We start from the raw sequence: 13,340 nt of genomic DNA, 5'->3' as shown, positions 1-13,340 counted from the left end.
CGAACTCCTTGGGGCGTCATGATCGAGGCGTCGACCGGACACGGTCGTCCACGAGGGGACGGCCGGTGGGATCGTCGAGGAAAGGCAAGGGCAGCAACGACAACAGGCCGCAGGCGACGAGGTACCACGCCGGCGCCAGGATGCTGCCGGTCCAGCGGATCAGGCCCAGGGCGAAGAACTGCGCGAAGCCGCCGAAGACGGACACCGCCAGGCAATAGACGATGGACATGCCCGAGGCACGTATCCGCACGGGAAACAGTTCCGCGAGCAGGACGATGCAGGGCGCCGTGGTGAAGGCGACCAGCATGGCGAGGAAAGCGGCGATCGCCAGTGACAGGGGCAGGTACGCTGCCGCGCGCATCAGCACCCACGACGGATAGATCGCCGCGACGAGCACGATGCGGGATACGCCGATGACGTAGGTCCGGCCAAGCCGGTCGGAAAGATGGCCGGCGATGGGCGAGAACACAGCGGCCGATGCGGAGGCCGCCACCGAAAGCCACAACGCGTCGCCTGCCGGCAGGTGCAGGTACTTCTCCGCGTAGCTGGAGAGGTAGAACAGCACGATGTACGTCACCGCCGACGCACCGATCATCAGCACCGTCCCTTGCACCACCACCAGCCCGTAGCGGCGCAAGGTGCGCCCGAAGACCATGGCCGACGGGTCACGGGACGACCACTCCTCCGAGAGCTGTCGCCGCAGATAGATCCCGAGCGGACCGATAGCCAAACCGAACACGAAGGGCAGGCGCCAGCCCCAGGAGGCGAGCGAGGCACTGTCGAGGCTCGTGGTCAGCACCACACCGACCACGGCGGCGACAAGCGTATTGAGTGCCTGGCTCATGAACTGCCAACTGCCACGATAGCCCCGCGTCGCCGGTGCGCCCTGCTCGACCAGCCATGCCGTGGAGGCGCCGATTTCCCCACCCAGGGCGAAGCCCTGCACGAGACGCGATGCAATGATGAGCAGCGGCGCGGCGACGCCGATGCTCGCATGGGTCGGCGAGAAGGCGATGAGCGCAGAGCCGGCCATCATCAGCCACATGGTGAGGCTCATGCCCGCGCGCCGGCCGTAGCGATCCGCGTAAGCGCCCATCACCACGGCGCCGACGGGTCGCATGAAGAAACCCACGCCGAACGTCCCGATCGCGAGCAGCATCGATGTCATGCTGTCCGACGCCGGAAAGTAGAGTTTCGCGATGATCGGGGCGAAGAAGCTGTAGATGGTGAAGTCGAAGAATTCGAGTCCGTTGGCGAAACTGATCGCGACCAGCGCCTTCCTTGACCATCGCGAGTGATCGGCCACCGTCGTCATGGCTCAGCGCCCGGGGTGCATGTGGGCATTCAGTACGCCCCAAGGGCGCGTCCGCTCGATGGCCTCGACACACCCCGTCGCGCTGTTGCGACGGAAGGTCAGGCCGGGTCGATCAGCCAGCTCGCGGGCCTTGACGAGGTGACCGTCACCCAACGTGACGGGCAAGCTCGCCGTGACGTAGCAACCGGCTTCGACCACGCAGTCGTCCCCCAGAGAGATGCCGACGCCTGCGTTCGCACCGACAAGGCAACGCGCACCAATGGTTACCACCTGGCTATTGCCGCCGGAGACGCGTCCCATGAGCGATGCGCCACCACCGATGTGGCTTCCGTCCCTCAGTACCACGCCCGCGCTGACACGGCCTTCGATCATGCAGGCTCCGAGCGATCCGGCGTTGAAGCCACAGAAACCCTCCGGCGTGACCGTGGTGCCCGGAGCCAGGTGGGCGCCCAGGAGCACGCGCGTCGCATCACCGATACGGACATCCGGGAGCGAGACGTAATCCAGCATCGCCGGCAGTGAAAAGATGCTTCTCACCAGGAGGTGGTGTCCCGCCCGGAGCGCACGCAGACGCACGGCATCGAGCGACGACGATGGGCACGGACCGAGCGAAGTCCACGCCACATCGTGATAAAGCAGGCCAAGCATACCGTCGAGGTTCGGCTCACGCGGCGCGAGCAACCGCCAGCTCAGCAGGTGGAGACGGAGATAGACATCATGGAGGTCGCGCGGCGGCGCATCGATATCGATGGTGACGCGAACCACCACGCGATGGACCGATCGGATGGGATCGAACACCGCCAGGGACCGAAGCGTAGCGACGCCCTCGTCGTCGGCATCGCCGTCGGTCACGACGACGCTGGCGCATGGATGCTCCGTCGATGCGTGGCCTGCAAAGGGAAACCACGTATCCATGGGGTTTCCCAGGGCGTCCAGCGATGCGAGGCCCATCCGGGTGAACTTACGCATGCGAGCGTGCTCCGACGACGTCGTGCCTGCGCACGAATGAGGCCACGTAGAGCGCCAGGAAGACAGCGGCGACGTATCCGAACACCGGACGGAACCCGGCGTCCGTGGCGAGTACGGCACACATCAAGACGAAGAACGCCAGCACCAGCAGGTTGCCCAGGGGAAACCAGGGTGCCGCGTACACCAGCTCGCGCGCGGATACTTGGCCGGTGCGAAAACGCAGATGGGCGATGACGAACAGGCTCCATATCGCCACCACGCCCATCGCCGTGCCATTCATCAGCCAACCGAAGACCTGGCCGGGAATCGCGTAATTCAGGGCGATGGCGAGTGAGACGAACACCATGCCAAGGGCGACCGCACGCGACGGCACGCCATGCCGGTTGAGTCGGGCCACGGTCGATGGTGCATATCCTTCGCCGCCCAGCGCGCGTAACACGCGCGCCATGCCGAACAGGAAGGCATTGCACGATGACAGCAACACGACCACCAGTACCGCACTCATGGCCTGCCGCGCACCGGGAAAGCCCACGCGCTCGAAGATGACGACGATGGGACTGTCCGCCATCGGCACCTCTGTCCACGGCAGGAGCATCACGATCATGAGCGTGGTGCCCACGTAGAAGAGCAGCAGGCGACCGAGCAGGCCGCGAATCGCACGAGGAATGGCCCATTCGGGGCGAATGGTTTCCGCCGAAGCGAGACAGATCATCTCCGTGCCACCGAACGCGAACGCCGCCACGGGCAGCACGGACAGGAAGCCGCGCCAGCCAGTGGGGAAAAAGCCGCCGTGGCGCCACAGATTGGTCGGGGATGCATCGGCCAGGTTCCCCGCAGCATGATTGAACAAAAGCAGCACACCCATGACGAGGAAGATCGACAGGGCGATGATCTTCACCAGCGCCATCACGAACTCGGTCTCACCGAAGACGCGTACACGCAGGCAGTTCAGCAGCGAGAGCATGACGAGCGCGCCCAGCGCCGCCGTCCACTGCGGAACCAGGGACATCGAGGCATGCACGATCATGCCGATGGCGGTGAGTTCCGCCATGCAGACCATCGCACCGCAGATCCAGTAGGCCCATCCATGCACGAACGCCAGCCGGGACCCCAGGTGGCGTCGCGTGTAGGCGATGAAGTTGCCTTTGCCTTCGTCATTGAGCGCCATTTCGCCCAGGCAGCGGGCCACGAAGTACATCACCGCGCCAGCGATGGCGTAGGCGAGCACGAGCGAGGGTCCGCCTTGGTGGATGCCCTGGCCCACGCCCATGAAGATGCCGGAACCCAGCGCGCCCCCCAGCGCGAAGAACTCGACCTGCCGGCTGTTCAGGCCTTCGATGTCGCTTGTCATCGTCACCTCGATCCATAGGTTCGCACTGCCCGCGAATGGAGGGAATTATCTTGGGATCGAATTCCTCAGGGCATGTAGCAACCGGAACATGGACTATGGAAACGGGGTAGAGAAACCGATATCAGGCGCAATAACGTGCAAGACGCGCCGCCATCGCATCGAGGAACACACGTATCTTGGGGGACATGTGCCTGCGGGTAGGAAGCAACGCGCAGATCGATGCCTCTTCGTACCAGTCCGGCAGCAGGTGGACCAGCCGCCCCGCGGCGAGATCCTCCACCAGATCCACGCAGGACTTGAACATGATGCCCCGCCCTTCCAGGCACCAACGGTGGATGACATCGCCGTGATTTGCACGCAAGCGCGATGGCGCCACCAGTTCCACGTACTGGCCGTCCGGCCCGGTGAGCTTCCAGGGCATGCGGCCATCGAACCAGCGCAGGCAAACATGCCCCGTCAGGTCCGCAGGGATCTCCGGACGACCTTGCCTGGCAAGGTAATCCGGCGAGGCCACCAGGATCCTGCGATTGTCGACCAGTTTTTTCGCGACGTACGTGTTGTCGGGGATGCGTCCGAGGTAAATGGCCACGTCGAGTTGGCCCGAGATGGGGTCCTGCGGCCAGTCCTCCATGACCAGCTCGATCTGCAACGCGGGATGGGACGCGACCAGTTCAGCGATGACCGGCGCCACATGCATGCCGCCGAACGTGGTCGTGCAGCCCACGCGCAGGATGCCCGTCGGTTCCTCGTTGCCGCTGGACAGATACCGCTCTGCCGCATCCAGTTCCGCGAGCATGCGCTCGACGTAGGCAACCAGCGCGAGCCCTTCGTCGGTGGGGACCAGGCGCCGCGTGGTGCGGTGGATAAGGCGCTGGCCGATCCGGCGTTCGAGGGTCGCCAGCCGCTTGCTCACGACGCCCAGGCCCACGCCCAGGGCGCGTGCCGCGCCGGAAAGGCTGCTGTGGGCCAGGATCAGCTGGAACGTGCGCAGTTCGTTCAGGTCGTCGAGCATGCCCGAGACCCGGTTCACCGGGGGCATGGCATGGCTGTCCGACGGATTCTCGGGCCGCTCGTCGCGATGGATCGTCCGGCGTGCCATCGGAATGGGTCGCTCCGTCAGAAACGGGGAATTGTCCGGCTATCGCGATCACAGGAATAGCACAGGTCCGGCCTGGCGAACGGCAAGGTCACCCATCCGTTGACAACCCGGTGCCGCGATACCGCAGAATGGGGACCCGCCGATCCCCGGGATCGGACTTCCCCCTGGCGTGATTCCCCCGATGAGCACTGTGGACATCGACACGACGAACTTCCCGACGCCCTTCACGGCCCTGCCGTGTCGCCTGGTCGGTCGTTCCTGTTGTCGTCGCCACGGCTGACGCTCCACGCACGCGGCCCTTCGCCGCCCTCTCCCCGAACACACGACGCTTCCCCCGGCATGATCCGCCGGCGGTCCACCGCGTCTTCACCCTCCGTCGCAGGATGTTCCGATGGCCTACACCACCCCTTCCCCCGCCACCGCCGATGCGCCCATGAGCGCCAGTCAATGGCGCGAGGCCACGCGCTTCGACAGCACCGACATCGGCTGGATCATGATGAGCATCGGCATGGCCATCGGCGCCGGCATCGTCTTCCTGCCGGTGCAGGTCGGCCTGATGGGGATCTGGGTGTTCCTGCTGTCGGCCGTGATCGGCTATCCCGGCATGTATCTGTTCCAGCGCCTGTTCATCAACACGCTTGCGGAGTCGAAGCAAAGCCAGGACTACCCGAGCATGATCGCCGGCTACCTGGGCCGCGGCTGGGGTGTCGCGCTGGGCCTGCTCTACTTCGTGATGCTCACGATATGGATGTTCGTCTACGCCACGGCGATCACCCGCGACAGCGCCTCGTACCTGCACAGTTTCGGCTTCACGAAGGGCCTGTGGTCCGACAGCCCCTGGTACGGGCTGGCCCTGATGGTCGTGCTCGTCAGCCTCGCCTCGCGCGGCGAAAAGGTGCTGTTCCGCCTGTCCTCGCTGCTGGTGCTGACCAAGCTGCTGATCGTTGCCGCGCTCGGCTTCCTGATGATCTCGCGCTGGAACGTCGGCAACCTGGGCACACCGCCATCGCCAGGGCATCTGGTGAAGGACGCGGTGATCACCCTGCCCTTCACGCTCACCTCGATCCTGTTCATCCAGACACTCAGCCCGATGGTGATCTCCTATCGCGCCCGCGAGACGTCGATCGCCGTGGCCCGGCACAAGGCGCTGCGGGCGATGAACATCGCCTTCGGCATCCTGTTCGTCACGGTGTTCTTCTACGCGGTGTCGTTCACCCTCGCGATGGGCCACGAGGATGCCGTGAAAGCCTACGAGCAGAACGTGTCGGCACTGGCGATCAGCGCGCAGATCTTCCCGGGTAGCTGGGCCAGCGTCGTCGGCGTGGTGCTGAACATCTTCGCGGTGATGACGGCGTTCTTCGGCGTCTACCTCGGTTTCCGCGAGGCCTGCCAGGGCATGGTGGTGAACCTGCTCGGCCGCTGGATCGCACCGGAGCGCCTGCCGCGCACCCTGATCGCCCGTGGCGTGATGATCTTCGCGGTACTGCTCGCGTGGACGGCCATCGTGGGCAACCTGCCGGTGCTCTCGTTCACCTCGCTCAGCAGCCCCATCTTCGGCCTGCTGGGCTGCCTGATTCCCGCGTGGCTGGTTTACCGGGTGCCGGCGCTGTCGCGCTACCGTGGCGCCGATCTCGTGTTCATCGTGGTAATCGGCGTGTTGCTGTGCATTTCGCCGCTGCTGGCCTGGCTCTGAGGATTTTGTAGCCCAAGGTATCCGGGTGAGCGCAGGCTACACAGGGTTACATTCGGCTACGTACGCGCATCCGTCGGGGCGGTAACGTCAACACGCCCCTCATCGGAGAACGTCCATGAACCTCGTCCGCCTTGCTATCCCCGCGCTGCTCGCCCTCGTCGGCGTGCAGGCAACCGCCACCGAAGCGCCCTCCTCCGGCGTGCATCGCACCGACCTTTCGCGCAACGACCTCAGCATCCCGGGCAAGGAAGAACTGCAGGTCCGCGTCGATATCGATCCAGGCAGGATCGCGCCGAACCACCGGCATCCGGGCGAAGAGATCATCTACGTCATCGAGGGTGACATCGAATATCAGCTGCAGGGCAAGCCACCCGTGACGCTCAAGGCCGGCGACGTGCTGTTCGTACCCGCGGGCGTCGTGCACAGCGCCAGGAACGTGGGCAGCACGAATGCCGCCGAACTGGGGACGTACATCGTCGACAAGGGCAAGCCGCTGGTCGCGTTGGTGAAATGACGCCGACCATCAGGCCGTAGCGCCGACCTCTTCCTCGACGTCCTTGCGGATGTCGTCCTTCTCGGGAAAGTGGTACCACGATTCGTGCGGTGACGACTTCTTGCACGCGTGGCATGCCGTCATCGTCCAGAAGTGCCCGCATCCGGGGCAGCAACCCGCCGTCCAGAAGGTGTGCCAACTCGTGCGGCATCCGGAGCCGGGTTCGCCCGGCGCACAGATCCAACGACTCTCGGCCTTGGGCTCCCAGAGGCACAGTGGGCAATGGATATGCGGCTGATCTGTCATGTCGGGATCTTCGTGGGACCTGCGCTTGGACAGCTCAGGCATGTTACCAGCCCTGACATGAAGTGAATGCACGGTGGCGGCGACGACAGTTCGCAGGCCATCCGATAACCTGTGCTGCCGTGCTGTCAGGAATCGAACCATGGAACTGGAAATCGTCCAGGAGCCCACCGCCGAGGACCGTGCCGCCATCCTCGCTCCCCTGGTCGCCTACAACAGGCAACACGCCCCATCGGCAGAGACGCAGATGGTGGCGATCCTCATCCGGAACGATGCCGGCGAGGCTATCGGTGGCCTGTGGGGCAAGATCCTGATGGACTGGCTGTTCATCGAACTGCTCGCGGTCCCCGATTCCCTTCGTGGCCAGGGCACGGGTTCGAAACTGGTCGCGGCCGCCGAAAAACTCGCGATCGAGCGGGGATGCGTCGGCTCATGGCTGGACACCTTCGCCTTCCAGGCGCGCCCCTTTTACGAAAGGCTCGGATACACGGTATTCGGCGACATCGCCGACCATCCGCGCGGCAGCGCGCGCTACTTCCTCAGCAAGCGCTTCGAGGCATCCTGAAGCGCGACAGCGCCGCTGCGTCACAGCATCCGACGCAGCGCCTGGTGCACCTCGGGCAGCGCAGTGAAACCTTCCGCCACCATGAAGTGACCACCGCCTTTCACGACCTGGACGTCGCTGCCCAGCGATTCGGCGAGATCGTGCGAGTGCTTCGGATCGACGATGTCATCGTTGTCCGAGACGATCGACAGGATGTGCGCGGCGCGACGACGGACCGTGTCGTGCGCGATGGTGTCGGGGTGAACTCGGCCAGTTCGGGAATGTTATCCAGCGTGCAGTCGAAGCCCGATACGAGCACCAGGCCGCCGATGCGGCTGCCTGCCGGAAGGGACTGGAGATGACGCAACGTGGTCACGCAACCGAGGCTGTGACCGATGATGAAGGTGTTTTCGTCCACATGCGGGACCACGTCCTGCAAGGTCGCCGCCCAGGCCTGCGCGCGCGGCGCGTTGGACTCCGGTAGCGATACCACATCGACGCGGGCGCCTTCGACTTCAAGCGACTGGGTCAGCGTGGGAAACCAGTGGTCCGTCGGCGAGGCCATGTAGCCGTGGACGATGACGACACGCTTGTTCTCGAAGGGGCGGCTCGGCGACATGGCGAATCCTTTGACCCATGTGGGAGAAGGCGATTCTAGGACAGAACCGGTGACGAGACACGAACACCCCCGATGAAGCGTCCTGTCGCATGCGGGGCACGGACCGTCGCACCGGGTTCGACTCCCGCGAAAGCGCCGGGCGACCGCCTTGCCGGCGGAGTAGGATGCCGTCGCACCCCCGCACATGCTGAGCCCATGCCTTGAAGATTCTCCCGTCGCGACGCCATGAGGTGCCGTTCCTGCTGCCGATCCTCGCAGGGTCGCCGATCATCGCGTGCATGGCCGTCGTGGGCCTGGCGGAGCTTGGCTACGAACATGCCATCGCGGTGCGCGCCTTCCTGGTCATCGCCTTCGTGCTGTGGAGCGTTCCGCTCACGGCATTGCAGCGCGGACTATGGCGTCGCATCCCCCTGTGGGCGCTGGTACTGGTGATGCTGGCGGCCGGCTACGTCTTCTCGGTGCTCAACAATGCGGTGATCCAGCTGCTGGCGATCCATTGGGGGCGCCTGCCGAGCTTCAGCTGGTTCCGTACGCTGGCCGGCCTCGACGGCTGCTGGCTCGCCTACATCGCCTTCTGCGCCATCCACGGCATCGTCTCCCATGCGTACGAGTTGCGCGGCGCAAGGGAGCGCCTGCACGAGGCCCAGGCCCTCGCCCGCGAAGCCGAGCTTCGCGCGCTGCGCTACCAGATTAACCCCCACTTCTTGTTCAACACCCTCAACGCGATCTCCGCGCTGGTGACCGAGCGGCGCAACGACGATGCCACGCGGATGCTCGCCACCCTGGGCGACCTGCTGCGAACCACCTTGGAGGACGACCACTCGCACGAGGTGTCGTTGGCGGAAGAGCTGGCCACCACCACGCTCTACCTGGATATCGAAAAAGCGCGCCTCGGTGAGCGGCTGATACTCGACGTGCGCGCGGGCCCTGACGTGCTTCGCGCCCGGGTTCCCAGCCTGCTGATCCAGCCCCTCGTGGAGAACGCGGTGCGGCACGGCATCGCCCGCCTGCGCGAGCCGGGTCATATCGAACTGCGCGTAGCGCGCGATGGAGAAACGCTGAACATCGTCATCCGCAACGACGGCCCACCGGCGGCGGGATGCGAAGCGGAACGACCGGGCGCAATCGGGCTGAACAACGTCCGGGAGCGGCTGCTGAGGCTGTATGGCGATGCGCAGCGTGTCGAGCTGGCAATCGCCGCCAACGGCGGATGCCGTGTCGATATCGCGCTACCGTTCCGAGTCGACCATTCACCGGAGGGCGCCTGATGCGCGTGCTCGTGGTCGATGATGAACCGCTTTCCCGACGCGGCGTCCGGCTCCGGCTGGAACGCCATGACGATGTCCTGGCCATCGCGGAATGTGGCGACGGCGAGCAGGCCGTCGAGCTACTGAAGGAACAGGCCTTCGATATCGCCTTTCTCGATGTACGCATGCCTGGGCTGAGCGGTTTCGACGTGCTCGACGCCTTGCCCGCCGAGCGGCGACCGCTGCCGATCATGCTTACCGCCTACGACCAGTACGCCCTGCGTGCGTTCGAAGCCGCCGCCGTCGACTACCTGCTCAAGCCCATCGACGACGCCCGTTTCGACGAAGCACTGGGTCGTGCACGAAAACACCTGCACCCCATCGCATCGACCAGCGTGCGCGAAGGTCCGTATGCCCGCTGCTTCACGGCACGCCTCGGCCATCGCGACGTCGTGGTGCGCACATCGGACGTCGAATGGATCGAAGCCAGCGGCGATTACGTCGGCCTGCATGTCGGCGATCGGGTCCACCTCGTGCGGGAAACCATGCAGCAGATCGAGCGCGTGCTGGATCCGGCGTGCTTCATCCGCATCCATCGCTCCACCATCGTGCGCGTGGATCGCGTCGCCGAACTGGAAGCCTTGTCGAATCGCGACTGCCTCGTACGCCTGATCGACGGCACCCTCGTTCGCGCCAGCCGCTCCTATGTGGACGGGCTACGGGGCGCGCTCGGACTGTGAGGGAGGCCACCCGGGCGCCGCCAAGCGGGGTCCGGGGGTCGGGGCGCACGGCACCGGGGTGGCCTTAACTGAGCATGGCCCCGTCGTGTCGCGATTCGTTGGAGCGGGGATGGAGATCGTGTTGAGACGACCGCCCCACGCGTCAGCGTGTCGTGGGCCCAAGCCGGCGCAGTTCCACCGGCGTGAGGCCGGTCAACTGACGCAACGTGCGGGTCAGGTGGCTATGGTCGGAGAAACCGCAGCGATGGGCGATGTCCGTCACCGAGTGACCGGTGCGCAGCAACTGGCATACCGCCTGTTCGGCCTTCAGCAGGCGCATGTAATCCAGTGGCGTATAGCCGAAATGGATGGGAAAGTACCGTGCGATCGTCACCGGATGACATTCGGCGACCTCGCCGAGCACAGTCAACGGGCAGCGTTCGTTCCAGTGTTCGGCAAGGTATGTGCGCAGGCGCGCCGCCCAGTGCGTCGGTGCGTGGGTCGCCACGCGCTGGGACGACGCCAGCCACTGCGCGAGCATGGCGCGGGCGTCCCAGGGCAGGTGGTGCGTCTGGGTGCGCGACTCGCGGAACAGACGCAACAGCACGAGGTTGGCGCCCGGCGAATTCGCCAACGCGAGCGCGATATCGTCCTCGCCAAGGCCCAGGTCGCGAAGATAGCCCGGCTGCACGTCGAGGTTGATCACATGGCCCGATAACGAATCGCCATGCACGCGATACGTCTCGCAGCGGCGAAACAGGATCACCTGCCCGGGCAACGCCTGCGGCTCGTCCGAGCGATGGCCGATGCGCAGCCGGCCCGAGGCCACCAGCGTGATGCGCGTGGTCGACAGGGCGATCTTGCCCGCATACCGGGGCACTTCGAGCCAGACACGCGTAGACAGCAGGCCATCCAGCGGATGCCCTACATCGTCGCCCGCCACCGTGTCGGTCCGCTCCGAACGCAGCGCGGCCCAGTCCGGCCCGGGTTCGCAGGCAGGGTCGAAGCGGGGCGGATGGATGGACGCGGGCATGGCGCCATGATCCCGGGCGCAACCTTTCACGACAATTACCTCGGCAGCCTTCGCAGACCGCCTCTTACTTTTGCCCTGAAAGCCGCGTATAAGCGATTCATCCTTGAGCCGAACGCAACGATGAACATCACCCTCGACGAGATCCAGAACTTCATCACCGTCGTCGATACGGGCTCGATCACCAGCGCCGCGCAGCAGCTCGACCAGACGATCTCGGCCGCCAGCCGCACGCTCGGCCGACTCGAACAGAAGCTCAAGACCACCCTGCTGCGACGGACCACCCGACGCATCGAACTCACGGACGAAGGCCAGGCCTTTCTGGAGCGCGCCCGCGAGATCGTCGCCGCCGTGGAGAATGCCGAGGAGCAGATGGCCGAGCGCCGCAGTCGCCCGGCCGGCCGCCTGCGCGTCGATGCCGCCTCGCCCTTCATCCTGCACGTGGTGGTGCCGCTGGTCGCCGGTTACCGCGAGCGCTATCCCGAAGTGGAACTCGAACTGCACAGCAGCGAAGGCTTCATCGACCTTCTCGAACGGCGCACCGATGTCGCGCTGCGCATCGGTCGCCTGCGCGACTCCACGTTGCATGCGCGCCCCATCGGCAGCAGCCGCCTGCGCTGCCTGGCCAGTCCGGCCTATCTTGAAAAACACGGCACGCCACGCAAGGTGGCCGACCTGTCGCGGCATTCACTGCTTGGATTCACCGAGCTGGACATGCTCAACCAGTGGCCGTTGCTCGATGCGAAGCGCCAGCCCCTGCACATCAAGCCAACCATAGGTTCGTCCAGCGGCGAAACGCTGCGCCACCTTGCGCTGGAAGGCAACGGCATCGTCTGCCTTTCCGACTTCATGACTCGCACGGATCGCGATGCGGGCACGCTCGTGGAGGTGTTGCCGACACTGCGGCAGGATGTCCGCCAGCCGATCAATGCCGTGTACTACCGCAACACGGCCATCTCCGCGCGCATCGCGTCGTTCGTGAACTACCTGGCCGAAACGATCGGCGACAACGCCTTCGAGCACTGACGAAAGCTCGAATTGCGAGCGACGTCGCATTTCGACGTTGCCCTTGTCCCGCATTCGTCATCGGATGCGGCAAGAATGTCGGCCTCGCGAACGGGGGATCCGTCGCTTTCATGGGGAACAACACATGCTCAATCGTCATGCGCGCGCGTTCTGCGTGGTTTTCGGATTGCTTATCGGTGGTGCGGTCCATGCGTCGGATACGCAATGCCCGCAACTGTTCCAGGGCGGCTCGGCGCCCGACCTCAACGATACCTCGCTCGCCGAGCGCACCACCCCGCTGTGCTTCGATGCCTATTCGCTGCTTGCCTCCGGCGTGACCAAGGGACCGCTGTGGTCGGCCGAGCACCTCACCGCCCAGCAGATCGCCGATGCGCAGAACACCCCGCGCAAGGATGCCTTCCACGCCGAGACCGCCATTCCCGTGGCGGACCGTGCCCAGCTGACGGACTACAAGGGCAGCGGCTACGATCGCGGCCACATGACCCCGTCGGGCGACGAGCCGAACGCCACTGCCCAGCGCCAGAGCTTCTCGCTCGCCAACATGGTGCCGCAGAGCCACACGCTGAACACCGGCAAGTGGGAACGCATCGAAACGACCGTGCGCACGATGGCCACCAACGACGGCGAAGTCTTCGTCGTGACGGGCCCGGCCTTCGACGGCCCGACGCCCGACACCATCGGTGCGGACTCGGTCATCGTGCCGAACTACACCTGGAAGGCGATCTACGATCCGTCCGTCGGTGCCGGCGCCTGGCGTTGCTCGAACGTCGACGCGCCCGTCTGCACCGTGGTGACGATCAACGCGATCATCACCGAAACGGGTATCGACCCGTTCCCGGCGCTTTCCGCGACGGTGAAGTCGCGCGCCATCTCGCTGCCGCTGCCGAAGTAATCCCGGATCGTCCGGCGCGTTTCGGAACGCGCCGGACGCT

General features: G+C 65.3%; 14 protein-coding genes. 7 read left to right on the top strand and 7 right to left on the bottom strand.

Features of this window, described 5'->3' with window-relative positions; translation table 11 throughout:
* Positions 1-16: 16 nt before the first annotated feature.
* The 4 genes from GAK28_RS13910 to GAK28_RS13895 form a co-directional block, all read right to left on the bottom strand.
* Complete coding sequence (locus GAK28_RS13910) at positions 17-1,315, bottom strand: MFS transporter (protein WP_291780153.1); 1,299 nt, start codon at positions 1,313-1,315, stop codon at positions 17-19.
* A 3-nt stretch (positions 1,316-1,318) separates the two neighbouring features.
* Positions 1,319-2,284 (bottom strand): DapH/DapD/GlmU-related protein, encoded by a 966-nt coding sequence (locus tag GAK28_RS13905; protein WP_291780151.1) that lies wholly within the window; start codon positions 2,282-2,284, stop codon positions 1,319-1,321.
* The gene (locus tag GAK28_RS13900) at positions 2,277-3,635 is read right to left on the bottom strand and encodes an amino acid permease (RefSeq protein WP_291780148.1); all 1,359 of its coding nucleotides are present in this window, start codon (positions 3,633-3,635) and stop codon (positions 2,277-2,279) included. Before GAK28_RS13900 ends, GAK28_RS13905 begins: the two co-directional genes overlap by 8 nt.
* A gap of 121 nt (positions 3,636-3,756) precedes the next feature.
* Positions 3,757-4,734 (bottom strand): LysR family transcriptional regulator, encoded by a 978-nt coding sequence (locus GAK28_RS13895; protein WP_291780145.1) that lies wholly within the window; start codon positions 4,732-4,734, stop codon positions 3,757-3,759.
* 391 nt (positions 4,735-5,125) lie between these two features.
* Between GAK28_RS13895 and GAK28_RS13890 the strand changes: the two genes are divergently transcribed.
* Positions 5,126-6,427, top strand: a complete 1,302-nt coding sequence (locus tag GAK28_RS13890) for an aromatic amino acid transport family protein (protein WP_291780142.1) — start codon at positions 5,126-5,128, stop codon at positions 6,425-6,427.
* Positions 6,428-6,542: 115 nt separating this feature from the next.
* Positions 6,543-6,941 (top strand): cupin domain-containing protein, encoded by a 399-nt coding sequence (locus GAK28_RS13885; protein ID WP_291780137.1) that lies wholly within the window; start codon positions 6,543-6,545, stop codon positions 6,939-6,941.
* A 9-nt stretch (positions 6,942-6,950) separates the two neighbouring features.
* Here GAK28_RS13885 and GAK28_RS13880 read toward each other — a convergent pair whose 3' ends face one another.
* Positions 6,951-7,226: a hypothetical protein gene (locus GAK28_RS13880; protein WP_291780134.1), complete on the bottom strand. Its 276-nt coding sequence runs from the start codon at positions 7,224-7,226 to the stop codon at positions 6,951-6,953.
* 139 nt (positions 7,227-7,365) lie between these two features.
* Between GAK28_RS13880 and GAK28_RS13875 the strand changes: the two genes are divergently transcribed.
* Positions 7,366-7,788, top strand: coding sequence for a GNAT family N-acetyltransferase (locus GAK28_RS13875; RefSeq protein WP_291780132.1), 423 nt, complete (start codon positions 7,366-7,368; stop codon positions 7,786-7,788).
* Positions 7,789-7,888: 100 nt separating this feature from the next.
* Here GAK28_RS13875 and GAK28_RS13870 read toward each other — a convergent pair whose 3' ends face one another.
* The gene (locus GAK28_RS13870; RefSeq protein WP_291780129.1) at positions 7,889-8,386 is read right to left on the bottom strand and encodes an alpha/beta fold hydrolase; all 498 of its coding nucleotides are present in this window, start codon (positions 8,384-8,386) and stop codon (positions 7,889-7,891) included.
* A gap of 200 nt (positions 8,387-8,586) precedes the next feature.
* Here GAK28_RS13870 and GAK28_RS13865 point away from each other — a divergent pair, with 200 nt between their 5' ends.
* Both GAK28_RS13865 and GAK28_RS13860 read left to right on the top strand, forming a co-directional pair.
* Positions 8,587-9,654: a histidine kinase gene (locus GAK28_RS13865; protein ID WP_291780126.1), complete on the top strand. Its 1,068-nt coding sequence runs from the start codon at positions 8,587-8,589 to the stop codon at positions 9,652-9,654.
* On the top strand, positions 9,654-10,373 hold the full coding sequence (locus tag GAK28_RS13860; protein ID WP_291780123.1) for a LytTR family DNA-binding domain-containing protein: 720 nt from the start codon (positions 9,654-9,656) through the stop codon (positions 10,371-10,373). The genes GAK28_RS13865 and GAK28_RS13860 overlap by 1 nt, the downstream gene beginning before the upstream one ends.
* Before the next feature lie 142 nt (positions 10,374-10,515).
* On the opposite strand, the gene GAK28_RS13855 is transcribed toward GAK28_RS13860, so the two are convergent.
* The gene (locus GAK28_RS13855) at positions 10,516-11,385 is read right to left on the bottom strand and encodes an AraC family transcriptional regulator (RefSeq protein ID WP_291780120.1); all 870 of its coding nucleotides are present in this window, start codon (positions 11,383-11,385) and stop codon (positions 10,516-10,518) included.
* 120 nt (positions 11,386-11,505) lie between these two features.
* Here GAK28_RS13855 and GAK28_RS13850 point away from each other — a divergent pair, with 120 nt between their 5' ends.
* Both GAK28_RS13850 and GAK28_RS13845 read left to right on the top strand, forming a co-directional pair.
* Complete coding sequence (locus GAK28_RS13850; RefSeq protein ID WP_291780117.1) at positions 11,506-12,408, top strand: LysR substrate-binding domain-containing protein; 903 nt, start codon at positions 11,506-11,508, stop codon at positions 12,406-12,408.
* Positions 12,409-12,532: 124 nt separating this feature from the next.
* Complete coding sequence (locus GAK28_RS13845; protein WP_291780114.1) at positions 12,533-13,300, top strand: DNA/RNA non-specific endonuclease; 768 nt, start codon at positions 12,533-12,535, stop codon at positions 13,298-13,300.
* Positions 13,301-13,340 lie beyond the last annotated feature (40 nt).

Origin of the sequence: Luteibacter sp., from assembly GCF_009912395.1 — a bacterium.
Classification (GTDB): Bacteria; Pseudomonadota; Gammaproteobacteria; order Xanthomonadales; family Rhodanobacteraceae; genus Luteibacter.
Note: the sequence above shows the minus strand (reverse complement) of the source record. Positions and strands in the feature narration are given on the sequence as shown.

What these genes read in the sequence shown, in the direction of transcription:
- GAK28_RS13910 (WP_291780153.1), bottom strand. Translation starts at nt 1,315, where the DNA reads ATGACGACGGTGGCCGATCACTCGCGATGGTCAAGGAAGGCGCTGGTC.
- GAK28_RS13905 (WP_291780151.1), bottom strand. Translation starts at nt 2,284, where the DNA reads ATGCGTAAGTTCACCCGGATGGGCCTCGCATCGCTGGACGCCCTGGGA.
- GAK28_RS13900 (WP_291780148.1), bottom strand. Translation starts at nt 3,635, where the DNA reads ATGACAAGCGACATCGAAGGCCTGAACAGCCGGCAGGTCGAGTTCTTC.
- GAK28_RS13895 (WP_291780145.1), bottom strand. Translation starts at nt 4,734, where the DNA reads ATGGCACGCCGGACGATCCATCGCGACGAGCGGCCCGAGAATCCGTCG.
- GAK28_RS13890 (WP_291780142.1), top strand. Translation starts at nt 5,126, where the DNA reads ATGGCCTACACCACCCCTTCCCCCGCCACCGCCGATGCGCCCATGAGC.
- GAK28_RS13885 (WP_291780137.1), top strand. Translation starts at nt 6,543, where the DNA reads ATGAACCTCGTCCGCCTTGCTATCCCCGCGCTGCTCGCCCTCGTCGGC.
- GAK28_RS13880 (WP_291780134.1), bottom strand. Translation starts at nt 7,226, where the DNA reads ATGACAGATCAGCCGCATATCCATTGCCCACTGTGCCTCTGGGAGCCC.
- GAK28_RS13875 (WP_291780132.1), top strand. Translation starts at nt 7,366, where the DNA reads ATGGAACTGGAAATCGTCCAGGAGCCCACCGCCGAGGACCGTGCCGCC.
- GAK28_RS13870 (WP_291780129.1), bottom strand. Translation starts at nt 8,386, where the DNA reads ATGTCGCCGAGCCGCCCCTTCGAGAACAAGCGTGTCGTCATCGTCCAC.
- GAK28_RS13860 (WP_291780123.1), top strand. Translation starts at nt 9,654, where the DNA reads ATGCGCGTGCTCGTGGTCGATGATGAACCGCTTTCCCGACGCGGCGTC.
- GAK28_RS13855 (WP_291780120.1), bottom strand. Translation starts at nt 11,385, where the DNA reads ATGCCCGCGTCCATCCATCCGCCCCGCTTCGACCCTGCCTGCGAACCC.
- GAK28_RS13850 (WP_291780117.1), top strand. Translation starts at nt 11,506, where the DNA reads ATGAACATCACCCTCGACGAGATCCAGAACTTCATCACCGTCGTCGAT.
- GAK28_RS13845 (WP_291780114.1), top strand. Translation starts at nt 12,533, where the DNA reads ATGCTCAATCGTCATGCGCGCGCGTTCTGCGTGGTTTTCGGATTGCTT.